This window comes from Streptomyces sp. B21-083 (genome assembly GCF_036898825.1).
Lineage (GTDB): Bacteria > Actinomycetota > Actinomycetes > Streptomycetales > Streptomycetaceae > Streptomyces.
This window is the reverse complement of the sequence record NZ_JARUND010000002.1, coordinates 650,230-670,889: the sequence shown is the minus strand read 5'-3', so window position 1 is coordinate 670,889 and position 20,660 is coordinate 650,230. Positions and strand designations below refer to the sequence as shown.

At 69.2% G+C, this 20,660-nt stretch carries 22 protein-coding genes; 9 read left to right on the top strand and 13 right to left on the bottom strand.

Annotation, left to right across the window (positions count from 1 at the left end; all coding sequences use genetic code 11):
* Positions 1 to 6 precede the first annotated feature (6 nt).
* A complete protein-coding gene (locus QA861_RS27045; RefSeq protein WP_334591190.1) occupies positions 7 to 663 on the bottom strand; it encodes a DUF305 domain-containing protein in 657 nt (218 codons plus the stop codon).
* A 190-nt stretch (positions 664 to 853) separates the two neighbouring features.
* Here QA861_RS27045 and QA861_RS27040 point away from each other — a divergent pair, with 190 nt between their 5' ends.
* Positions 854 to 2,356, top strand: coding sequence for an LVIVD repeat-containing protein (locus tag QA861_RS27040; protein WP_334591188.1), 1,503 nt, complete (start codon positions 854 to 856; stop codon positions 2,354 to 2,356).
* Between the two features lie 259 nt (positions 2,357 to 2,615).
* On the opposite strand, the gene QA861_RS27035 is transcribed toward QA861_RS27040, so the two are convergent.
* Both QA861_RS27035 and QA861_RS27030 read right to left on the bottom strand, forming a co-directional pair.
* Positions 2,616 to 3,305, bottom strand: coding sequence for an HAD family hydrolase (locus tag QA861_RS27035; protein ID WP_334591187.1), 690 nt, complete (start codon positions 3,303 to 3,305; stop codon positions 2,616 to 2,618).
* A 10-nt stretch (positions 3,306 to 3,315) separates the two neighbouring features.
* Positions 3,316 to 4,680 (bottom strand): pyridoxal phosphate-dependent decarboxylase family protein, encoded by a 1,365-nt coding sequence (locus QA861_RS27030; protein ID WP_334591186.1) that lies wholly within the window; start codon positions 4,678 to 4,680, stop codon positions 3,316 to 3,318.
* 166 nt (positions 4,681 to 4,846) lie between these two features.
* Between QA861_RS27030 and QA861_RS27025 the strand changes: the two genes are divergently transcribed.
* Positions 4,847 to 5,329, top strand: coding sequence for a MarR family winged helix-turn-helix transcriptional regulator (locus tag QA861_RS27025; RefSeq protein ID WP_334591184.1), 483 nt, complete (start codon positions 4,847 to 4,849; stop codon positions 5,327 to 5,329).
* 43 nt (positions 5,330 to 5,372) lie between these two features.
* Here the strand turns inward: QA861_RS27025 and QA861_RS47150 are convergent, their stop codons facing one another.
* The 6 genes from QA861_RS47150 to QA861_RS26995 all read right to left on the bottom strand — a co-directional run bounded on the left by QA861_RS47150 (position 5,373) and on the right by QA861_RS26995 (position 9,922).
* Entirely contained in the window at positions 5,373 to 5,477 is a 105-nt protein-coding gene (locus QA861_RS47150) for a hypothetical protein (RefSeq protein WP_443041588.1), read from the bottom strand.
* Positions 5,478 to 5,595: 118 nt separating this feature from the next.
* Positions 5,596 to 6,282 carry a phosphatase PAP2 family protein gene (locus QA861_RS27015; protein ID WP_334591182.1) on the bottom strand — a complete coding sequence of 229 codons (687 nt, stop codon included), beginning with the start codon at positions 6,280 to 6,282 and terminating at the stop codon, positions 5,596 to 5,598.
* Positions 6,283 to 6,339: 57 nt separating this feature from the next.
* The gene (locus tag QA861_RS27010) at positions 6,340 to 7,275 is read right to left on the bottom strand and encodes a M56 family metallopeptidase (protein WP_334591181.1); all 936 of its coding nucleotides are present in this window, start codon (positions 7,273 to 7,275) and stop codon (positions 6,340 to 6,342) included.
* Positions 7,276 to 7,354: 79 nt separating this feature from the next.
* Positions 7,355 to 7,915 (bottom strand): DUF5134 domain-containing protein, encoded by a 561-nt coding sequence (locus QA861_RS27005; protein ID WP_334591180.1) that lies wholly within the window; start codon positions 7,913 to 7,915, stop codon positions 7,355 to 7,357.
* Between the two features lie 194 nt (positions 7,916 to 8,109).
* Positions 8,110 to 8,502, bottom strand: a complete 393-nt coding sequence (locus tag QA861_RS27000; protein WP_334591179.1) for a VOC family protein — start codon at positions 8,500 to 8,502, stop codon at positions 8,110 to 8,112.
* Positions 8,503 to 8,692: 190 nt separating this feature from the next.
* Complete coding sequence (locus QA861_RS26995) at positions 8,693 to 9,922, bottom strand: IS701 family transposase (protein WP_443041536.1); 1,230 nt, start codon at positions 9,920 to 9,922, stop codon at positions 8,693 to 8,695.
* A 455-nt stretch (positions 9,923 to 10,377) separates the two neighbouring features.
* Between QA861_RS26995 and QA861_RS26990 the strand changes: the two genes are divergently transcribed.
* The gene (locus QA861_RS26990; protein WP_334591177.1) at positions 10,378 to 11,499 is read left to right on the top strand and encodes an IS630 family transposase; all 1,122 of its coding nucleotides are present in this window, start codon (positions 10,378 to 10,380) and stop codon (positions 11,497 to 11,499) included.
* A gap of 111 nt (positions 11,500 to 11,610) precedes the next feature.
* On the opposite strand, the gene QA861_RS26985 is transcribed toward QA861_RS26990, so the two are convergent.
* Positions 11,611 to 12,876 (bottom strand): IS701 family transposase, encoded by a 1,266-nt coding sequence (locus QA861_RS26985; protein WP_443041587.1) that lies wholly within the window; start codon positions 12,874 to 12,876, stop codon positions 11,611 to 11,613.
* Between the two features lie 160 nt (positions 12,877 to 13,036).
* Here QA861_RS26985 and QA861_RS26980 point away from each other — a divergent pair, with 160 nt between their 5' ends.
* Positions 13,037 to 13,576 carry a GNAT family N-acetyltransferase gene (locus QA861_RS26980; RefSeq protein WP_334591174.1) on the top strand — a complete coding sequence of 180 codons (540 nt, stop codon included), beginning with the start codon at positions 13,037 to 13,039 and terminating at the stop codon, positions 13,574 to 13,576.
* Positions 13,577 to 13,591: 15 nt separating this feature from the next.
* On the opposite strand, the gene QA861_RS26975 is transcribed toward QA861_RS26980, so the two are convergent.
* Complete coding sequence (locus QA861_RS26975; protein ID WP_334591172.1) at positions 13,592 to 14,275, bottom strand: glycerophosphodiester phosphodiesterase; 684 nt, start codon at positions 14,273 to 14,275, stop codon at positions 13,592 to 13,594.
* Positions 14,276 to 14,563: 288 nt separating this feature from the next.
* Here QA861_RS26975 and QA861_RS26970 point away from each other — a divergent pair, with 288 nt between their 5' ends.
* From QA861_RS26970 to QA861_RS26950, 5 genes are all read left to right on the top strand, one after another.
* Entirely contained in the window at positions 14,564 to 15,961 is a 1,398-nt protein-coding gene (locus QA861_RS26970; protein ID WP_334591170.1) for a DUF6421 family protein, read from the top strand.
* A 41-nt stretch (positions 15,962 to 16,002) separates the two neighbouring features.
* The gene (locus QA861_RS26965; RefSeq protein ID WP_334591168.1) at positions 16,003 to 16,758 is read left to right on the top strand and encodes an SDR family NAD(P)-dependent oxidoreductase; all 756 of its coding nucleotides are present in this window, start codon (positions 16,003 to 16,005) and stop codon (positions 16,756 to 16,758) included.
* On the top strand, positions 16,755 to 17,825 hold the full coding sequence (locus QA861_RS26960; RefSeq protein ID WP_334591167.1) for a threonine aldolase family protein: 1,071 nt from the start codon (positions 16,755 to 16,757) through the stop codon (positions 17,823 to 17,825). The genes QA861_RS26965 and QA861_RS26960 overlap by 4 nt, the downstream gene beginning before the upstream one ends.
* A gap of 84 nt (positions 17,826 to 17,909) precedes the next feature.
* Positions 17,910 to 18,503, top strand: a complete 594-nt coding sequence (locus QA861_RS26955; protein WP_334591166.1) for a transglutaminase domain-containing protein — start codon at positions 17,910 to 17,912, stop codon at positions 18,501 to 18,503.
* Positions 18,504 to 18,511: 8 nt separating this feature from the next.
* The gene (locus QA861_RS26950; RefSeq protein ID WP_334591165.1) at positions 18,512 to 19,204 is read left to right on the top strand and encodes a B3/B4 domain-containing protein; all 693 of its coding nucleotides are present in this window, start codon (positions 18,512 to 18,514) and stop codon (positions 19,202 to 19,204) included.
* A gap of 77 nt (positions 19,205 to 19,281) precedes the next feature.
* Here the strand turns inward: QA861_RS26950 and QA861_RS26945 are convergent, their stop codons facing one another.
* Positions 19,282 to 20,010 carry a lysophospholipid acyltransferase family protein gene (locus tag QA861_RS26945; RefSeq protein ID WP_334591163.1) on the bottom strand — a complete coding sequence of 243 codons (729 nt, stop codon included), beginning with the start codon at positions 20,008 to 20,010 and terminating at the stop codon, positions 19,282 to 19,284.
* Between the two features lie 212 nt (positions 20,011 to 20,222).
* Positions 20,223 to 20,639, bottom strand: a complete 417-nt coding sequence (locus QA861_RS26940; RefSeq protein ID WP_334591162.1) for a DUF4395 domain-containing protein — start codon at positions 20,637 to 20,639, stop codon at positions 20,223 to 20,225.
* Between the last annotated feature and the right edge of the window lie 21 nt (positions 20,640 to 20,660).

Sequence of the window (20,660 nt, the reverse complement as noted above, 5' to 3'; positions counted from 1 at the left end):
TCGCGGCTACATTCCGCGCATTTTGTTGATCTCGGTCGTCTGCTGGGCGATCACGTCGTCGGCCATCTCCTCGACCCGCACGTTGTTGCCCTGCGCCTTCACCTCGGTGGCCATGGTGACGGCCCCCTCGTGATGCGTGATCATCAACGTCAGGAACAGCTCGTCGAACGCCTTCCCCTTGGCCGCTCGCAGCTTGGCGAGCTGCGCGTCGGTCGCCATGCCGGGCATCGCCTCGTGAGCATGCCCGGTGGGTTTGTCGTCGCTGCCGTTGTCCTTCAACCAGCCCTGCATGGCGGCGATTTCGGGACCCTGCGCGGCGGCGATGCGCTCGGCCAGCCGCTTCACCGGTGTCGACAGGGCGCGCTTCGGGGCGAGTTCGGTGATCTCGATCGCCTGCGCGTGGTGCTCGATCATCCTGCGGGCGTACGAGATGTCCGCCGAGTTGGGGGAGTCGTCCGGCAGTTGTGCCTTGGCCTCCTCCGGGGAGAGCGTTCTGGCCGCCTCTCCGGGCAGGCCGGGCGCGATCACCGAAGGGCCGGTCGCCTTCGCGGCCCTGGCGTTCGCGTCGGGCGACGAGGTCGAGTCGCAGGCCCCGAGCGCGAGGGTGAGCGCGAGAACGGCCAGGGCCGGACGAAACGTACGGGGCGCACGGCGGACGGGCACAACAGCCTCCTGGGTCAGGTGGGTTGAGGGACAGCTCGTGAGTGCTGTGTCCGTCCTAGCACGCTTCCTCGCCGGTGATCAGAAACTTTCATGACGAATGCGTTGCCTACTGTTGATCGGCGCATGATGAAGACGATACTTCGGAGCACCGTGAACCGTTCTGACCCGAACGGCTACCAGGGAGGACGCAGTGACCCTGTTGAACGATTCCCGAACGCGGCACAGACGCCTGGGAGTTGCCGCCGCCGCGGCCGGACTCCTGGCCGCGCTGCTGACCGCCGGCCCCGCTGCCGCGACCCCCGACCCGGGGGACGGGCCGACGGTGCCGGAGAAGATCTCCAAGAACGTGCAGACCCAGGTCAAGGAAGCCCTGGCCGCGGGTGAGATACCCGGGGTGGACGAGATCGTCCACTCCGACAACATCACGCACCTCACGAACGTCCCCAAGGACGCGCTGCCCGGCACCAACACGGACCTCGCCTTCCAGGGGAAGTACGCCTTCTCCGGCAACTACGACGGCTTCCGTGTCTTCGACATCAGCGACCCGAAGGCCCCGAAGACCGTCGCCCAGGTGCTGTGCCCCGGCGGCCAGAACGACATCTCCGTCTCCGGGAATTTGCTCTTCCTGTCCACCGACTCCTCGCGCAGTGACAGCAGTTGCAACAGCGTCTCGCAGCCCGCGACGGAGAAGTCGTCGTGGGAGGGCATGAAGATCTTCGACATCACGGACAAGGCGAACCCGAAGTACGTCGCCGCCGTGGAGACCGCCTGCGGCTCGCACACCCACACGCTGGTGCCCGACCGCAAGAACGTCTACGTCTACGTCTCCTCGTACTCGCCGAGCGCCACCTTCCCCGACTGTCAGCCCCCGCACGACGGCATCTCCATCATCAAGGTTCCGCGAAAGGCACCCGAGAAGGCGGCAGTTGTCGGCTTCCCGGTGCTGTTCCCCGGTGAGGGCCCCGACGGCGGCGGCAACCCCGGCTCGCCCACCAACCCGGGCGTCTCCAAGACGACAGGCTGCCACGACATCACCGTGCTGCCCTCCAAGGACCTCGCGGCGGGCGCCTGCATGGGCGACGGCATCCTGTTCTCCATCAAGGATCCCGAGCACCCGAAGGTCATCGACCAGGTCCAGGACAACGTCAACTTCGCGTTCTGGCACTCGGCGACCTTCAACCAGAAGGCCGACAAGGTCGTCTTCACCGACGAGTTGGGCGGCGGCGGCGCGGCCACCTGCAACGCGCAGATCGGGCCCAACCGAGGCGCCGACGGCATCTACGACATCGTCGGCAAGGGCGACAAACGCAAGCTCGTCTTCAAGAGCTACTTCAAGATCCCCCGCTACCAGGCGGACACCGAGGTCTGCGTGGCCCACAACGGCTCGCTGATCCCGGTCAAGGGCAAGGACATCATGGTCCAGGCCTGGTACCAGGGCGGTGTCTCCGTCTGGGACTTCACCAACTCCGCGAAGCCCAAGGAGATCGCCTACTTCGAGCGCGGCCCGGTGACCACCGACCGCGTCACCACCGCCGGCCCGTGGTCGGCGTACTACTACAACGGCTACATCTACTCGAACGACATCGCCAAGGGCTTCGACGTCCTGAAGCTCGACGACCGGCGCACGGATCCGGCCAAGAAGGTCCGGGTGCGCGAGCTGAACGTCCAGACGCAGCCGGACTACTTCGACTGACCGTCGCGACGAACCCTTGACGCGCGTCCCGCTGGGCATCTCGGTGCCCGGCGGGCCACCCATGTCCGGGAACGACACCGTCATTCCTCATTGACCGAGAAGCCGCGTGGGGACATGCTGTTACCTCTGCGTTGACATTTTGTCAGCCGACGATGCCGACGCGGCCGGAGCGACCCTCGCGGGTGGTTCCGGGCGGCCGCCTGTCTGGGGTGACGCGGGGGATCACCTCAGACCGGCGTGCCTCACTCGGCGTGTGGTCTCAGCCGATCAGGTCCAGCACCGGTCGCAGCCCGTCCGGCCGCCGCGACACCGGCAGATGGTCCACGAAGTGCACCGCGCAGCCAAGGTCAGCCGCGCCTCCGTCCGCGTGCCGGTCGTCGCCGACCATGAGCACGTCCTGCGGGACGACGGCGAGCGCGTCACAGGCCACCTCGAACAGACGCGGGTCCGGCTTCTGGATGCCGTGCTCGTACGACAGGACGTACGCGTCGACATACGGGTCCAGCCCGTGCGCCCGGAACACGGGACGCAGGTCCCAGCCGATGTTGCTCACCACCCCGACGGAGATCCCGCGCTGCCGCAGCGAGCCCAGCACCTCGACGGCGTCGGCGTACGGGGCCCACGCGGCGGGCGCCATGTGCCGCTCGTACAGCGCCTCGTACAACGCCCCGTCGGGCAGCGGAACTTGCCGGGTGAGCCCGGTGTACGCGGCCCGGTGCAGCTCGGCGCTCCGGTCGCGGATCGCCCACACGGCGGCGAGTTCCGCCGGCAACCGTTCCGGGGAGGGCCCGCCCGGCAGCGCACCCGCCGACTCCAGCGCCCGGACCGTCCTGCCGAACTCGGGCTCCGGCAGGGCGAGGCCGTGGTCGGCTAGTACGGCGCTCAGCCAGGAGTCGGTGGACTCGATACGGAAGAGGGTCCCCGAGAAGTCGAACAGCACGGCAGCCATGCGTTGGACCTTATCTAGCGAGGGCGAGCTGTTCGACCTGGTCGTGGAGACGCTCGATGTGCTGCTCGGACTCCGGCTTCATCAGGACGCTGCGGAGGATGCGCGCCCCGTCGGCGTCCGCGGTGACAGAGGGGTGGCGGACCGTGAAGGCCTCCCTGTCGGCCCTGAGGGTGCTCAGGAACACCGGATCGGGATGGGCCATGCCGCTGGTCAGGATGCGTGCGGACGCGGCGTCGACTGCGGTCAGTGTGCGGGGTTCCACCTTCGGGAAGTAGCCGACGATGTCCAACTCCGGCTGTTGGTACAGCTCCAGGACGTCGGACGCGCGGATCAGGTCGGCCCAGCGCAGCGCGGCCCGGCGTCCTGCTGCAAGGACGCGGCCCAGACCGTCGGGTGTGGGCGGGATGAGCTGGAAGGTGAGCCACAGAGCGGCGGCCGAGGCTCCCGCTCGTGAGCACTCCAGGCTGATCTCGCCGAGGTGCAGCTCGCTGGAGGTGAAGTAGGTGTAGGGCGAGTCGTGCAGGTAGAAGCGTCCCACCTCGGGGTCGCGGAAGATGACGGCTCCGCACCCGTACGGCTGCAGCCCGTGCTTGTGCGGGTCGATGACGACCGAGTCGCACCGGGATATCGCCCGCCAGGGCTCGGGCGGGAGTCCCTCGGGCTCGTCGGAGCCCGCGAGCAGGGTGAAGAAACCGCCGTAGGCGGCGTCGACGTGGAGTCGGACGCCGTAGCGGTCCCCGAGGGCGAGAATCCTGTGGATCGGATCGACGGCACCGAGGCCGGTCGTCCCGGCGGTGACGACGACCGTGCCCACGTCGCCGGTGCGAAGGACGTCCTCCAGTGCGTCCACGTCCATCCGGCCCTGTCCGTCGGTGGGAACCGGGTGTCCCTTCATGCCCAGGACATGGCACATGCGGCCGTGGGTGTAGTGCGCTTCGGCGCTGTAGGCGACACCCCGGCCGGGGTGGCTCTCCCGGGCGACGAACAGGGCTTCGAGGTTGGCGATGGTGCCGCTGGTGGTGAGGTGGCCGAGGTGGGTGTCGTAGCCGAACATCGCGGCGAGTTGCGCGACGGTCTCACGTTCCATCGCCGCGGTGGCGGGTCCGCCGTCGAGGGCGTGGTTGTTCGGGTTGATCAGCATGGCGGTGAGGTAGCCGACCACGGCAGCCGGATGCGGAGGCTTGAGCATCTGGCCCGCGTAGCGCGGGTGGAAGAACGGATAGTTGTCCCGCAGTCTCCCGGTGAACTCCTCGAAGACGCCGGCGAACCTGTCCTCGTCGACGTGCAGGGAGGGGTGGGGCTGATAGGGGCCGAAGGTGCCGGCCCACTTCTGAATCGCGTCGTCGGCCTGGCCGAGCCAGTGCTGCAGGTCCACAGATGTCCCCTTCTTCGGATTCCCCCGTGCTGCACCCACCATAGGATTTCGTTGACTGATCAGCAATTGATTGCTCAGTAATTGAGACGTTGGTAGGTGATCGGGAAGTAAAGTCGCAGGAAGGGGCCCCCTGCAGGAGCCTTCCCGGCACGAGAGGAGCGCACAGGTGGACGCCGAGACCCAACGGGGTGCCGAGACCGTCCGGGCCGCCAACAGTCGGCTCGTTCAGGACTTCGGGCTGCTCATCAAGGCCGCGACCCGCCTGGAACAGCGGCTCGACAGCGTCCTGAGACGGGAGTGCGGCATCAGCCACACGATGTTCGAGGTCCTCATCAGGCTCTGCCGGGAGCCGGGTGAGGAGGTCGCGCAGCATGCGCTCGCCGACGACCTCACGCTCACGAGCAGCGGCGTCACCCGGCTGATCGACCGGATGGAAGAGGCCGCCCTGGTACGTCGCACGCCGTCACCGGAGGACCGCCGGAGCGTCCTGGTCGAGGTGACCGAGCACGGCGGCGGGGTGTTTGTCCGGGCCGCGGAGGTGCACGGTCAGGTCGTCGAGAGGTACTTCGTCACCCCCCTCGCCCAGGCCGACTACGGACGGCTGACCAGCTCCCTGGGTGAGATCAACAGGGCGCTGCGCGACGGCTGACGACCCGGACTCGAAGTGGGAGCACGGTCGCGGGCGCCGAGTTTCAGCCATGGGCCCGGTCGACGTGGGTCTTGACGGTGACCTGGGTGACGAAGAGGAGTTCGGTGATGTCGCCGTTGGACAGCCCGGTGCCCACCAGGGTCAGCACCTCACGTTCCCGGGGGTCAGGTTGACCAGTACTCGGGTCGGGGAACCAGGAGCCGTCGCTGAACTCGGTGTCGCACGGGAACTCGGGCAGGCAGAGAGTGGAGGCGTGAACCGTGGGGTCAGGGCCGCTCGGGGGCCCGGTCGAACCGCTCGTACGACAGCACGGCCAGCGCCACCACGAGCGCCCCGAGGAGCCATCCGCCGAGCACGTCGGAGGGCCAGTGGACGCCGAGCCAGATCCGGGTCAGGCCGACACCGAGGACCGAGACCACCGACCCGGTGACCGCCGTACGCCACACGACGCGTCCGGCGCCGTATCGGCGCAGCAGCCACAGCAGGAGGCCGGACACCACCGTGGCGGTCATGGCGTGCCCGGAGGGGAAGGCCGCGTAGTGCGCGGAGTCGACGGGGTCCGGCCACACGGGACGGGCGCGGCCGACCGCCGCCTTCAGCACCTGCTGGAGCACCGTGCCCAGCGCGCAGGCGACCGCCAGCCACAGCGCGAGCCCCCACGCCGAGTGCCGCCACACCAGAAACACCGCGACGGCCGCGCACAGCAGACGCATCGTCAGCGGGTCCCACACCCAGTCCGTCAGGATCCGGAACGCGTGCGTGAGCCCTGGTTCGTCGACCGCCCAGCGATGGGTGGCCCGCGCGATGTCCCCGTCGAGGGTGATCAGCGGGTGCCAGTCCACCGCGACCAGGGTCAGCAGCAGCACGGAGGCGAGGGCCAGGGCGACGGAGACGCGGACGGCCCGGCGATTCATCGGTCGCTGGAGCCGGGGGGTGAGGTGGGGGGTGCGCATGAGGCGATCCTCGCCGACACGCCGGTCGGGAGGCCAATCGAGGTGGGCGACGGCGCGCTACCCGAGCGCCCGCAACCCCGGTGCGAACGCCACCAGGACCGGGATCACCGGCACGAGGGCCGCAGCCGCCGTCAGTCGGAGCCGGCGGCCCGCCGTCAGCCGGTCCGGTGCGGTCAGCAACCGGTGGACGCGCAGCGGGACATGGGCCTGCGGGGTCGGGGACGGGCCGAACACGCCCCGGTCCTCGTTGAGTTCGACCAGGGCGAGGGCGGTCGTCAGCCGGCCGAAGCGCCGGGAGGCCATGTCGTCGGCGGCGAGTTCCACCAGCCGGTGCATCTCGGCCCGGAAGGAGGCGAAGACCGGCACCTGCGGAAACCCGTTGGCCAGCGCGCCCGAGCAGTGCAACAGCCAGTCGTGGCGGGCCCGCGCGTGCCCCTGCTCGTGGGCGAGCACCGCGTCCAGCTGACGCCCTTTCAGGCGCCGCAGCGCGGCCGTGGTGACGACGAGCCCGGGCGCGGTGCCGGTCAGCCACCAGGCGTCGGCACGCTCGCCCTCCAGGACCACCAGCCGGTCGGGCCCGGGCTCCTCACCGGGCAACAACGGTGCGCGGACGAGGAGTTCGGTACGTCGCAGCCTGCGCCGACTGCGCGCCCGTACGACCTCACGGACGAGCATCGCCGCGGTCCACAGCCCGCCGCAGGCGAGCGCCACGGCCGTTGCCGCGGCCCATGGACGGGAGGCGCCCAGGACGTAGGCCTCCACCACCTCGTGCGGTGCCGGGGCGAACACATGGCCGCGCACGGCCTGCCAGGCCGCCGCCGCGCTGAGCGTCATCGACAGCGCGCAGCACATCAGCACGGCCGCCACCACGCACTGCCACACCCACAGGGCGACCACCGGTTCGCGGTCCGGCCACTCGGCACGGGCGAGCAGCCGCGGGGCGACGAGGGCGGTCAGCGCGCCGAGCAGCAACAGTGCCGCGGGGACCATCATGGACGCAGCCTATGAGCGGGGCGGCGCTCAGACCTACGGTCCGTGGCGGCAAAGTGACGCAGACCACGGTTTCGTACAGTCAGAGCGTGATCAGCATGGCGACCGTCGCCATGCCCATGGAGAGCCTGCAGGCACGCGCCAGTTCGGGCCGGTCGCCCCAGCCGGGCGAGCCCGTCCTGACCCCACCGCCGACGGCCAGGGCCGGTACGGACACCAGCCGGGCGCCGGACAGCAGTACGTAGCCGGTGAAGTAGACGAGCAGGGACGCCGTCAGCAGGGGGACCCCGGAGCCGCCGGACCCGTGGTGGTGGCCCGGGGCGGCGGCCATCACGGCAGCCATGTAGGCCATGGCGAACGCGCCCATCAGATGGTGCAGATGGTGGCGCCCGGTACGGGCCGCCCACAGGGCGCGCAGCGCGGCCGTACCGAACACGGCCGAGTACACCAGCCAGGCCCAGCGCGGCGGCGCGAGCACGGCGGCGGGCACGGCCATCGCGGCCATGCCGAAGCCCATCAGCGCCTCACCGCCCGCGGCCCGGCGCTGCTCCTCGACCCCGCTGCGCATCCGCAGCAGGCAGTACGCGCCGGTCGCCGCGCACAACGCGACCAGCAGCCACCCGGGCGAAGCCGGACCGTGCACACGCACCCTCCCCCTGGACCCCCGAGACCCTCGCTGAAGGCATGCCCGCTCCGGGCGGTGCGCAGACGAGCGCAAGGGTGTACGTGGGGAGCGCGGGCCGGAGCACCACAGGTCACAGCGGCTGGACACCGACTCCCGCCCGGCAGGAGGCCCCACCGGTCGAACTCATGGGCGGCGAGGGCCTGTCGAAGGTCTCAGATACCGGGCCGGTACCGCAGCGGATGGTCGGCAGGCACCTCCACCAGCACGATCCGCGTGCCGTCCGGGTCCGCGATCCACATCTCGACGAGTCCCCACGGCTCCTGCACCGGCGGCCTGAGAATCTCGACGCCCCGGGATGTTAGTTCGTCGTGCGCGGCCGTCACGTCCGCCACCTGCAACCACAGCCGTACGGACGGCGACGGGGGTTCGTCGGCCCGCCCCGAAAGCTCCAGGAACCCCCCGCCGAGGAAGTAGACGGTGCCCCGTTCCGGTCCGGTCCCGAACTCGCGTTGGACGGCGAGCCCCAGCCGCTCGCCGTAGAAAACCCGGGACCGTTCCGGGTCGAGGGGGCGGAGAAGGACCCGGCTGCTCAGTACATGCACCATACGACCGGAGCCTAGTACTCCAGCAGTACTTCGTGGCTTGACCTGGGGAAACGTCGAGCGGTGGGAGTGTAGCGGGCAGTTGGCCGTCACGGGCGGCTTCTGCCCGCCCACCCCTCGAAGGAGTGCCCGCGACGGCGGTAGTGGCAGCGGCGGGCCACCGCTTGGCGTCGTCGGCGCCAGTGCGACCAGCTCAACGCGTGGGTGTGGGTGCGAAGGTCTCGGGGTGCGTGAGCTGCCAGGAGTCGCCGCACTTCCGCCACGGTGAGCTCGATGACCACGGCATCCTCATCGGTGGATCCCCTTTTTCGGCTGCTCGTGCGCTCATCGCCGCGAGGAAGGCGTGGGCGAGCATGGCCAGGGTGATGTGCCGGTACCAGCCGACGTAGCGGCGGACTTCGTACTCGTCCAGGCCGCACTCGTTCTTCGCCGCCTGGAAACACTCCTCGATCGCCCACCGGGCGCCGGCGACCCGCACCAGTTCGTCCACTGCGACATCCAGCGGTGCGTATGCGAGGTAGTAGGCGATCTCGTCCGGCCGGCTCAGGCTGCGCCGTGCCAGCGCCCACCGCCGACGGATCAACACGCCGTCCTGGTGGTCGTACTCGGCCACGGGGCGCAACTGGAGGGCCGCCCAGTCGTACTCGCGCTGCCCCTTCGCTCCCGCGCCGCAGGAACGGCGTTCCCATGCCTGGTCGGGGGCCTGCTCGAAGACCCTGTCGATGCGCGGGCCGGCCAGGGAGAACTGGGACTTGGGGACGGCCAGGACATAGCCGACGCCGGATGTCTCCAGCATCCGGCGGAAGCGGTTGTCCTGTCCGTAAGCAGCGTCCGCCGTGACCCAGGCGACCGGCAGTGGCGAGGCCACAGCTCTGCGGACGATCGTCGCCGCGAGGGTGTTCTTGGTCGCGAACTCCCGCTGATCGGGGACCTTGGCCGCGCGGCATCGGTCACGGTCGTCGGTCCAGGACTTCGGCAAGTACAGCTCCCGGTCCACCAGGACGCGGCCGGCGGAACTGGCATAGGCGGCGAAGACGCCGATCTGGCAGTTCTCGGTGCGGCCGGCGGTGCCGGAGTACTGCCTTTGGACTCCGGCGGAGGTGGTGCCCTTCTTCAGGAACCCGGTGTCATCGATGATCAGTACCCCGTCGGGGCGGCCGAGGTGTTCGGCGACGAAGGTCTGCAGGTCGTCGCGGATGTCGTCGCAGTTCCAGCGGGCTCGGGAGAGCAGGTGCTGCAGACCGTCCGGGGTTGCGTGGCCGGCGTGCTCGGCCAGTTGCCAGCTGTTCTTGCGGGCTACCGGTGCGAGCAGTGCGCGCACGTAGTCCCGCATACGGCGGCGGGGTTCGACGCGGCCGAAGCGGTGTCCGATGGTGGTGAAGAGGTCGTCCAGGTCGCGGTCCCAGGTCTCTGCCTGTTCGATGGTCACACTCGGGGGCTTCCCCGCACAGATGTGCTGCCGCCGTCGCGGGCACTCCTTCGAGGGGTGGGCGGGCAGAAGCCGCCCGTGACGGCCAACTGCCCGCTACACTCCCACCGCTCGACGTTTCCCCAGGTCAAGCCACGAAGTACTGCTGGAGTACTAGGACCTGTCCGGCCGATCATGTCGCAGACGCGGGGTGTGGTGCGCACATCTGCCGCGTTGTCGTCGGTTGCCGACTCCCCCACGCTCGACTTCGCTCGCGCGGGGGGACCCCCATCGCGTCGACGCCCTCCTCCGCCTTGCAGCTGCACGCTCCCCCACGCTCGAACACCTCGCGCGGGGGGACCCCCATCACCCCGCTCACCGGGATCAGACAGGAGCTGCTGCCTTCCTGCGACTTGATCGGCCGGACAGGTCCTAGTGTCCTGCGCCAGTAGTTGATCGTTAGAAGTTGCATGACTTCTGCTACTGGTGCGTCAGTTCCTCGTCGTGGCCCAAAGCTTGAACCGTTGCTGCTGTCTGATGACGAGCGGGCGGTGTTGGAGCGGTGGATGCGTCGGGCGACATCTGCCCAGGCGCTGGCCCTGCGGGCGCGGATTGTGCTGGCGTGCGCGGGGCCGGAAGTGCCGCCGATTGTCGCGGTCGCCCGGGATCTGCGGGTGACCGCGGACACGGTCCGCAAATGGCGGCGACGCTTCCTTGCCGAGCGGCTGGACGGTCTGGGCGATGAGCCGAGGCCGGGCCGGCCGCCCACCATCAGCGTCGATCAGGTGGAAGAGGTCGTGGTCACCACGCTGGAACAACTGCCGAAGAACGCCACCCACTGGTCCAGGAAATCGATGGCGCAACACAGTGGTCTGTCGAAGTCCACGGTCGGCCGGATCTGGCGGCAGTTCCAGCTCAAGCCGCACCTGGCCGACACCTTCAAGCTGTCGACGGACCCGTTGTTCATCGAGAAGGTCTACGACGTCGTCGGCCTCTATTTCAACCCGCCCGAGGGCGCGGTGGTGCTCTCGGTGGACGAGAAGTCGCAGATCCAGGCCCTGGACCGCTCCCAGCCCGTTCTGCCGATAATGCCGGGCATGCCCGAGCGGCGCACCCACGACTACGTCCGCAACGGCCTCACCACCTTGTTCGCCGCCTTCAATGTCGCCACCGGTGAAGTCATCACGTCCCTGCACCGTCGGCACCGGGCCGTGGAGTTCAAGAAGTTCCTGATCCGCATCGACAAGGAGGTGCCCGCACACTTGCAGATCCACTTGATCGTGGACAACTACGGCACCCACAAGACTCCGGCAATCAAGGCATGGCTGGCTAAACACCCGCGGTTCGAGCTGCACTTCACCCCGACGGGATCCTCCTGGATCAACCAGGTCGAGCGGTGGTTCGGCTACCTCGCCCACCAGATGATCCGCCGCGGCGCACACAAGAACATCCAGGCCCTCGAAGCCGACATCCGCGCCTGGGTCAAGGACTGGAACGAAGACCCAAAGCCGTTCATCTGGACCAAGACCGCCGAAGAAATCCTCGACTCCCTCGCCCGCCTCTGCCGACGGATCTCTGGCGCAGGATACTAGTAGGGCTTGGTCAGGTTGGTATCGCCCTGGGTATGTCGCGGTGACAGGTGGGGCAGGCGCCGGTCCAGAGCGCGAGGAGCAACTGCAGTTCGCGTGTGACCCGGTAGAGGCTCAGGCCGACGCCGTCTCTTTTGGGGATCGCGTCAGTCGTTGGAGGGTGCAGAAGGCATGCGCGACGGAGACCAGGGTGACGTGGTGGTGCCAGCCTGGCCAGGTGCGGCCCTCGAAGTGGGCCAGGCCCAGGGCCTGCTTCATCTCGCGGTAGTCGTGCTCGATGCGCCAGCGCAGTTTCGCGGTGCGCACAAGGGTGGCCAGCGGGGTGTCGGCGGGCAGGTTGGACAGCCAGAACTGGACGGGTTCGGGCTCGGTCGCGGGCCATTCGGCCAGCAGCCAGCGCACCGGCAGCTCCGGGCCGTCGACGGCCTTGCGGATCTCGCGTCCGGCGGGACGGATCCGCAGGGCCACGAACCGTGAGTACATGCGCTTCAGGCCGCTGCGGCCGCTGCCCGGGCGGGAGCCTTCCCGCCACTGCACCGGCCGGGCCGCCTGCTTGCCGGCCGCAATGACCAGCTTCTTCACCGTCTTGGCCGACTCGGGATAGACGGGCTGGGGCCTCGGGCCGCGGCCTGCGTATGGCGGGGTGTGCGGCTGTGCTTCTCCCGGCTGGGCGGTGGTCGTGGTGGAGATGCCGACCGCGTAGCTGAGCCGGCGTTCTTCCAGGCCCAGCCGGAAGGCGGCCGCATCGCCGTAGCCGCCGTCGGCCACGACGAGCGGAACATCGATGCCCCACGACCGTGTCTCGTCGATCATGTCCAGGGCCAGCTGCCACTTCTCGACATGGCCAACCTCTTCGGGGATGCCGCACATGGTGCGGCGGGCCACCTTGGCCCCATCGGCCTTCGGTGAGGCGGGATCCCAGCTTTCGGGCAGGAACAGGCGCCAGTCCACGGCCGCCGACGCCGCGTCGGAGGCCAGGTGCACTGATACGCCGGCCTGGCAGTTGGTGACCTTGCCCGCAGTGCCGGTGTACTGCCGCGCGACGCACGCCGAGGCATCCCCGTCCTTGAGGAAGCCGGTGTCATCGACGATCAGTGCGGTCGGCTTGATCACCTGCTGCATCCGCCACGCGAGGCGGGCTCGCACATGCGCCGCGTCCCATGGGCTGGAGGTGATGAAGTGGGCCAGAGCCTGCCGGTTGCCGTCCTCGCCCAGCCGGGCAGCCATCGGCTCAACCGACTTGCGCCGTCCGTCCAGCAGCAGTCCCCGCAGATAGACCTCGCCCCACCGGCGCTGATCCGCCCGCGCGAACGGCTCGAACATCTCCGCCGCGAAGTCCTCCAAATCACACCGGACCGCGGCCAACTCCCCACCCAGCACACCCGGACAACGACACACCTACTCAAACGGACACGCCACCAGCAAATGAACCTGACCAAGCCCTACTAGTGGGAGCGCCCGCCATGGGCGTTAGGCTCAACGGTGCCCTCGCCACGCGGGAGCGAACCGACCCGACCCGAGAACCCGGAGTACCGCCGCCATGGACACCGCCGCCACCGGACCCACCTTCCGTGACGCCTCCGAGTCCGACGTCGACGCTCTGGTCGAGCTGATCGAGTCGGCGTACCGGGGAGACGCCAGCCGGGCGGGCTGGACCACGGAGGCGGGCATCCTGGAAGGGCAGCGGACCGATCCGGAGGGTGTGCGGGGCGTCATCAAGTCGGCCGACAGCAGGCTGCTGACCGTCGAACAGGACGGCCGGGTGGTCGCCTGCTGCCAGCTCGAACACCGGGGGGACCACGTCTACTTCGGCATGTTCGCGGTCAGCCCGGCCCTCCAGGGCGCGGGCCTCGGCAAGGTGATCATCGCCGAGGCGGAGCGCGTGGCGCGCGAGACCTGGGGTGCGCGGGAGATGCGCATGACCGTGATCTCCGTACGGAACGACCTGATCGCCTGGTACGAGCGGCGCGGCTACCGCCGTACGGGAGAGATGAGCCCCTTCCCGTACGGCGACGAGCGGTTCGGGATTCCGCAGCGCGCCGATCTGCAGTTCGAGCTGCTGGTCAAGGAACTGGGGTGAACTCCGGCGTGCCCGCTACGCGGTGAAGCGGCCCGTGCGCTTGATCTGCGGATAGTCGGTGGTCGCGCCGTCCAACTGCAGGGCCCGTACGAGGCGCAGCTCGTCCTGGGTGTTCACCACCCAGCCGATGATCCGCAGGTCCGCCTTCCTCGCCCGCTCGACGATCTCCAGGGTGAGGCGGCGGATGTCGAGGCACACGGTCGACGCGCCGGAGCGGGTGGCCCGGTCCACGACGTCGGTGCCGTAGCGGCCGGCGATGAGCGCCGTGCGCACCCCGGGCACCAGCCGGGCGATCTCGGCGATCGTGTCCTCGTGGAACGAGGACACCTCGACCCGGGCGGTCAGGTCCCGGCGCTCCATCACCTCGGCCAGTGCCCGCGCCGCCGCGGTGTCCTTGATCTCGGCCTGGAGCGGTGCGCCGACGGCGTCGAGCACCTCCTCGAAAACCGGGACGCGCTCGTCGCGGCCCGCGTCGAGGGCGCGCAGTTCGGTGAGGGTCATCTCGGCGACGGGCCCCGTGCCGTCCGTCGTGCGGTCGACGTCGGCGTCGTGCATGACGACGAGGGCGCCGTCCTTGCTGAGGCGCAGATCGAGTTCGATCATGTCGAGGCCGGCCTGCTCGGCGGCGACGAACGAACGGATGGTGTTCTCGGGCTCGACGCCCATGATTCCGCGGTGCCCGATGGTCAGGAAGTTCAAGGTCAGCTCGCTTCCGTCGACGGCGGCTCGGCTGCCGCAGCCTAACCGCCCGGCCCCGCATTGAACCCGTACGGACGCGCCGGAACCGCTGGCCGGAAGTGACTGATCCGGAGGGGGTGTGAACCGGCCGACGTCGGGTAGGGAAGTCATCGTTGTCCCGGTTACAGGCAGGAAAAAATGCGGTGACCATGGGGGTCCGCAGGACAATCTCTTCTGTCTCGCCTTGTGGTCGGGAACCTCGAACACATACGGTGTCATGACGAGAGGTTCTCCCGTGGAGGATGGGGCATGACGGAAATTCTTGTGCAGGAAGTTTCGGACCAGCGGGTTTCTCCGCTCGGCAGGGTGGTGGAGCACCCGGCCTGGCCCGTGCTCAAGGATGCCGTCGAGCAGATCCGGCCATGGCAGGCCAAGGACGGGTCGATCGACTTCGACCGGGAGGACGCCCCGGACCCCGCGGACGCCGATCTCGCCGTACGCCGGATCGTGGACGCCGTCGCGGAACTCTCCCCGCTGCTCCCGCACGACGCGGACTACCACCAGGCCCTCGCCAAGGACCTGCGCCGCTGGTCCGACAGCGGATTCCGGGTGCCCGACTTCCTCGACTCGCTGCTGGCCTTCCAGCCCGCCGCGAGCCGCGCGGACGGCCTCCAGCACCTGGTTCTCTTCCCGATGTACACGCAGAACGGCAACCCCGACCGCAACCTCGAAGCGGTCGTCCTGCGCATGGTCTGGCCCGACTGGCTGGCCGAACTGGAGCGCACCCGCTACGACAACCCGCTGTTCTGCGGCATCACCTTCGAGGACTTCACCGCCGGGTACGACACCAACTCCGCCGTTCTCTTCCCCGAGACCATCGCCGTGCGCGAGGCGCCGGAACGATTCACCTGGGGCGGCATCTTCTGCGACCGGGAGGCCGCCCGCTTCCGCCGGGTCACCGACGCCGCCGTCGACATCCTCGGCCTGGAGCTGCCCGAGGACGTCGCCGCGATGGTCCACGACCAGAAGCGCTGCGAGGAGGCGTTCGTCCTGTGGGACATGGTCCACGACCGCACCCACAGCCACGGCGACCTGCCCTTCGACCCCTTCATGATCAAGCAGCGCCAGCCGTTCTGGATGTACGGCCTGGAGGAGCTGCGCTGCGACCTCACCGCCTTCAAGGAGGCCGTGAAGCTGGAGGCGGAAGGTGTCCCGCAGGCCCGTGACGTGCAGTTCGCGGTGCTCTTCGACCGCATGTTCCGCTTTCCGGTCACCGGCGAGCGCGTCCGCAACTACGACGGACTCGGCGGCCAGCTCCTCTTCGCGTACCTGCACCGCCACGACGTGATCCGCTGGACCGACAACAAGCTGCACATCGACTGGCAGCGCGCCCCGCAGGTCACCAACCAGCTCTGCGCCGAGATCGAGACCCTGTACCGCGAGGGTATCGACCGGCCCAAACTCGTCCACTGGTTCAAGGCGTACGAGCTGGTCTCCACCCATCTCGCCCCGCACCCGGGCTCCCGCTGGGCCAAGGGTCCCGACGCGCTCGACCTGAGCCAGCCGCCGCGCAAGCTCGTGGACGACGTGCTTCCGGACGAGTTTCCGCTGAGCATGTTCTATGAGGCCCTCTCCAAGAAGCTGAAGAACGTGATCGCCTCCACCAAGGGGATCACCGCGGAGAGCGCCGAGCGGATCGCCGCGTGAGCGACCGTGCCACCGAAAACACTGCTCAGGAGGCGATGAGGATGGGGAACGGGGCTCTCAGCGGTGCGGTGATCGCGGTCGCCGGCGCCGGCGGCCCGGCCGGCCGGGCGACACTGCTCAGGCTCGCCGAGGCGGGCGCGACGGTCGTGGGTTCGGACAACGACCCGGAGCGGCTCGCGGAGGCCGTGGACGCGGCGAGCTACGCCCACGGCGGCGCCACCGTCGTCGGCGACACCGTCGACCTGCTCGACCTGCAGTCGACCCGGGAGTGGGCCACGCGTATCGAGAAGGACTTCGGGCGCGTCGACGGCCTGGTCCACCTCGTCGGCGGCTGGCGCGGCAGCGAGACCTTCACCAAGACGGTCCTCGACGACTGGGACCTGCTGGAACTGCTGCTCATCCGCACCGTCCAGCACACCTCCCTCGCCTTCCACGAGGCCCTCCAGCGCAGCGACCGCGGCCGGTACGTCCTGACCAGTGCCGCCGGCGCGAGCAAGCCCACCGCGGGCAACGCCGCGTACGCCGCCGCCAAGGCCGCCGCCGAGGCGTGGACGCTGGCCATGGCCGACTTCTTCCGCAAGGCCGGGGTGTCGGAGGGCGGGGACGGGCCGTCGTCGGCGGCTGCGATCCTGGTCGTGAAGGCGTTGGTGCACGACGCGATGCGCGCCGAGCGACCCAACGCGAAGTTCGCGGGCTTCACGGACGTCAAGGAGCTGGCCGAGGCCGTCGTCGGCGTCTGGGAGCGGCCCGCCGCCGAAGTGAACGGGAAACGTCTGTGGCTGACCGAGAAGCCGTGAACCCTCCGAAGACCGACGCGCGCCGCCATCACGACCCGGAGACCCGAGGCTTCGCCAGCGACAACTACGCGGGGGCCCACCCCGAGGTGCTCGCCGCTCTGGCCCTGGCCAACGGCGGGCACCAGGTCGCGTACGGCGAGGACGACTACACGGAGAACCTCCAGCGGATCGTCCGCAGCCACTTCGGCGCCACGGCGGAGGCGTTCCCCGTCTTCAACGGCACCGGAGCCAACGTCGTAGCCCTCCAGGCGGTCACCGACCGCTGGGGCGCCGTGATCTGCGCCGAGAGCGCGCACATCAACGTCGACGAGGGCGGCGCCCCCGAACGCATGGGCGGCCTCAAGCTGCTCACGGTGCCCACACCGGACGGCAAGCTGACCCCCGACCTGATCGACCGGCAGGCGTACGGCTGGGACGACGAACACCGTGCGATGCCGCAGGTCGTCTCGATCACGCAGAGCACGGAACTGGGCACCCTCTACACCCCGGACGAGATCCGCGCGATCTGCGACCACGCCCACGCGCACGGCATGAAGGTCCACCTGGACGGCTCCCGCATAGCCAACGCGGCGGCCTCGCTCGACGTCCCGATGCGGACGTTCACCAACGCGGCCGGCGTCGACATCCTCTCCCTCGGCGGGACGAAGAACGGCGCGCTGTTCGGTGAGGCGGTCGTCGTCATCGACCAGGACGCCGTCAGCCATATGAAGCACCTGCGCAAGCTGTCCATGCAGCTCGCCTCCAAGATGCGCTTCGTCTCGGTGCAGTTGGAGGCGCTGCTCGCAAAGGACCTGTGGCTGCGCAACGCCCGTCACTCCAACGCGATGGCGCAGCGGCTGGCGGAAGGCGTGCGGGCCGTGCACGGGGTGGAGATCCTCTACCCGGTCCAGGCGAACGCGGTCTTCGCCCGGCTCCCGCACGACGTGAGTGAACGCCTGCAGAAGCGCTTCCGCTTCTACTTCTGGGACGAGCCGGCGGGCGACGTCCGCTGGATGTGCGCCTTTGACACGACCGAGGACGACGTGGACGCGTTCGTGGCGGCGCTGAAGGAGGAGATGGCGCGCTAGACGCTCTCCCGTCGAATGCATAGGTATGCGGTCACCTGAAAAGTCATTGACTGTTCGGTGATCGCTTTCCTATGCTCTGGGGCCATGGAGCTGATCCAGAACACCTCTGACCTGTCCGCGTATCTTGCTGCTGACGAGGTCATCGACCACCATCACCCGCTGGTGCGGGAGACCGCCGCGCGGCTCGCCAAGGATGCCGTGGACTCGTATGCCTATGCGCGAGCGGCCTACGAGTTCGTGCGCGACACCATCCCGCACTCCGCCGACAGCGGCGACCTGCGGGTCACCTGGCGGGCCTCGGCCGTCCTGGAGCAGCGCACCGGCATCTGCTTCGCCAAGGCCCACGCGCTGGCCGCGCTGCTGCGTGCCGAGGACATTCCCACGGCGCTGTGCTACCAACGGCTCACGCACGACGACGGGAACGGTCACGCCGTGCACGGGCTGGTCGCCGTGCGGTTCAACGGCGCCTGGCACCGCCAGGACCCGCGAGGCAACAAGACGGGCGTGGACGCGCGGTTCTCCCTCGACGGTGAGCGGCTGGCGTGGATCCCCGATCCGGAGTCCAATGAGGTGGACTATCCAGTACTGTACGCTGAACCCCATCCGGCTGTGCTGGGCGTCCTGAAGGCGGCACCCGACAGGCCGTATCTCTGGAAGACGCTCCCCACCGCACTCTGAGGCAGGCGATGACACTCACACTGACCGTGTCCGACGAGGTGCGTACGCTCGCGCCCGGCTTCACCCCCGTCGCGATCGAGGCCCACGGACTCGTCAACGGGCCCAGCACCGACGCCAGTTCGGCGCTCCTGGACGACGCGGCCCGCCGACTCGCCGTACGTCTGGACGGCCGGGCCCCGCACGAGGACCCGCACATGGTCGCCTGGCGGGACACGTACACGGCGTTCGGATCGAAGCCGTCGCGCACCCGCAACTCGGCCGAGGCGCTCGCCAAGAGGGCCCTGACGGATGCCGGCCTGCCCCGGATCAACGTCCTGGTCGACCTCTACAACGCCATCAGCGTGGCCCACCTGGTCCCGGTCGGCGGCGAGGACCTCGACCACATCCGGGGCGGGATGCGCCTCGTACGCGCCACCGGCGCCGAGGACTTCGTGACCGTGGCGGGCGGCGAGGAGGTCATCGAGCACCCCGACGCGGGTGAGGTGGTCTGGTGCGACGAGGAGGGCGTGACGTGCCGCCGCTGGAACTGGCGCCAGGGCCCACGCACCCGACTCACCGAGCGCACCACGTCCGCGATCTTCCTCCTGGAGTGCCTCCCCCCGATGACGCCCCAGGAGTCACAGACCGCCGCCGCCGAACTGGCGGAACTACTGGAGAAGTTCAGCCCCGGGTCGAGGATCACGATCAGGGCGGCCCTGTAGGGGCGCGAGGAACTGCGCGACCAGCCCCCACGGGCCCGCAGCGAACGAACAACCTAGCCCAACAGCCCCCGGGGGGATCAGCGTGCCTCGGCCTCGCGGACCTGCTCCGGGGTCGGGGCCGTACCGCCGAGGTGAGCCGGCATCCACCACGTGTCGTCCGGGCCCTTGGGGCGGACCGGGTAGGCGCGCTGGGCGGCTTCCAGAAGCTCGTTGACGCGCTCGCGCAGCTGGCGGGTGATCGCGCCCGCGTACTTGTCGCGGGAGGCCTCTATGGCTTCGCCGACCCGGATCGTGATCGGGATGTGGCTGCGCTTGAAGTTGCGCGGGTGACCCTTGGTCCACAGGCGCTGCGTCCCCCACACGGCCATCGGGATCAGCGGGACGCCCGCCTCCTGGGCCATCCGCGCGGCGCCGGACTTGAAGCTCTTCAGGGTGAACGACTGCGAGATCGTGGCCTCGGGGAAGACACCGACGATCTCGCCGGAGCGCAGCGAGTCCAGCGCGTGCGCGTACGCCAGTTCGCCGTTCTTGCGGTCCACCGGGATGTGCTTCATGTTCCGCATCAGCGGGCCGGACACCTTGTGCCGGAACACCGACTCCTTCGCCATGAAGCGCACCAGACGCTTCTGCGGAAGAGCCGCGAGACCGTCGAAGATGAAATCCAGGTAGCCGATGTGGTTGCTCACCAGCACCGCCCCACCCGAGCGCGGGATGTTCTCCGACCCCTTGAGGTCGATCTTCAGGTCCCAGGTCTTGAACAGTGTCCGGGCGAGACCGATGGCGGGACGGTAGACAAACTCAGCCATGGACGGGGATGACCCTTCTCTGTGTTCTGCCTGGGAAGGGGTCCCCGGCGGGAAGTTACGCAGCCGTAGGTTTTACAGCGTTGCGCAGATCGTGCCCCAAGAACGGACGGGTGGCCAGTCCTCGTGCCTGTGATCGGCGAGACACTCGTCACGTCGTCCAGTGATCCACCTCGCGCTTTTGCTGTGCCTTTACGTCCGCCTTCATGTCTCCTTTACTCCGCGCGCGGAGTCACCCGTCGTACGACCAGGTACAGCTCGCATCCCAGGCAGTACCCGAACGCGGCGTTCAAAAACGCGGCCGCCAGTGCCGCCCCGGTCGCGACGAGCCCGAGCCACTCCACACCCAGCGTGAACCCGGCCAGTCCCACGCCCGCGAAGACGAGCCCGACCGTCTGCGCGAACCGCGGCGGCTCGGGAGCCTCGAACTCCGTCGGCGGGCCGAGCCGCGGACGGACCACCCGGCGGAACAGCAGACCGTACGGGGAGCGCCCCACCCCGCCGGCCGCGCCCAGCGCGAACGCCAGCGTCTGCCAGGCCAGCAGCCACCCGCCCCCGGTGACCAGTACGACCGCCAGCACGACGGCCGTCACGGCCGCTCCGAACCGCGGCCCTCTCACATCGATGTCCATGGAGCACAGCATTCCGCAGCA

Bases quoted from the DNA above. Each gene is read 5' to 3' on its own strand.
- QA861_RS26950 (WP_334591165.1), top strand. From the start codon at position 18,512: ATGACACTCACACTGACCGTGTCCGACGAGGTGCGTACGCTCGCGCCC.
- QA861_RS26970 (WP_334591170.1), top strand. From the start codon at position 14,564: ATGACGGAAATTCTTGTGCAGGAAGTTTCGGACCAGCGGGTTTCTCCG.
- QA861_RS26955 (WP_334591166.1), top strand. From the start codon at position 17,910: ATGGAGCTGATCCAGAACACCTCTGACCTGTCCGCGTATCTTGCTGCT.
- QA861_RS26980 (WP_334591174.1), top strand. From the start codon at position 13,037: ATGGACACCGCCGCCACCGGACCCACCTTCCGTGACGCCTCCGAGTCC.
- QA861_RS26965 (WP_334591168.1), top strand. From the start codon at position 16,003: ATGGGGAACGGGGCTCTCAGCGGTGCGGTGATCGCGGTCGCCGGCGCC.
- QA861_RS27015 (WP_334591182.1), bottom strand. From the start codon at position 6,282: ATGCGCACCCCCCACCTCACCCCCCGGCTCCAGCGACCGATGAATCGC.
- QA861_RS27035 (WP_334591187.1), bottom strand. From the start codon at position 3,305: ATGGCTGCCGTGCTGTTCGACTTCTCGGGGACCCTCTTCCGTATCGAG.
- QA861_RS26990 (WP_334591177.1), top strand. From the start codon at position 10,378: ATGACTTCTGCTACTGGTGCGTCAGTTCCTCGTCGTGGCCCAAAGCTT.
- QA861_RS26945 (WP_334591163.1), bottom strand. From the start codon at position 20,010: ATGGCTGAGTTTGTCTACCGTCCCGCCATCGGTCTCGCCCGGACACTG.
- QA861_RS26940 (WP_334591162.1), bottom strand. From the start codon at position 20,639: ATGGACATCGATGTGAGAGGGCCGCGGTTCGGAGCGGCCGTGACGGCC.
- QA861_RS27000 (WP_334591179.1), bottom strand. From the start codon at position 8,502: ATGGTGCATGTACTGAGCAGCCGGGTCCTTCTCCGCCCCCTCGACCCG.
- QA861_RS27010 (WP_334591181.1), bottom strand. From the start codon at position 7,275: ATGATGGTCCCCGCGGCACTGTTGCTGCTCGGCGCGCTGACCGCCCTC.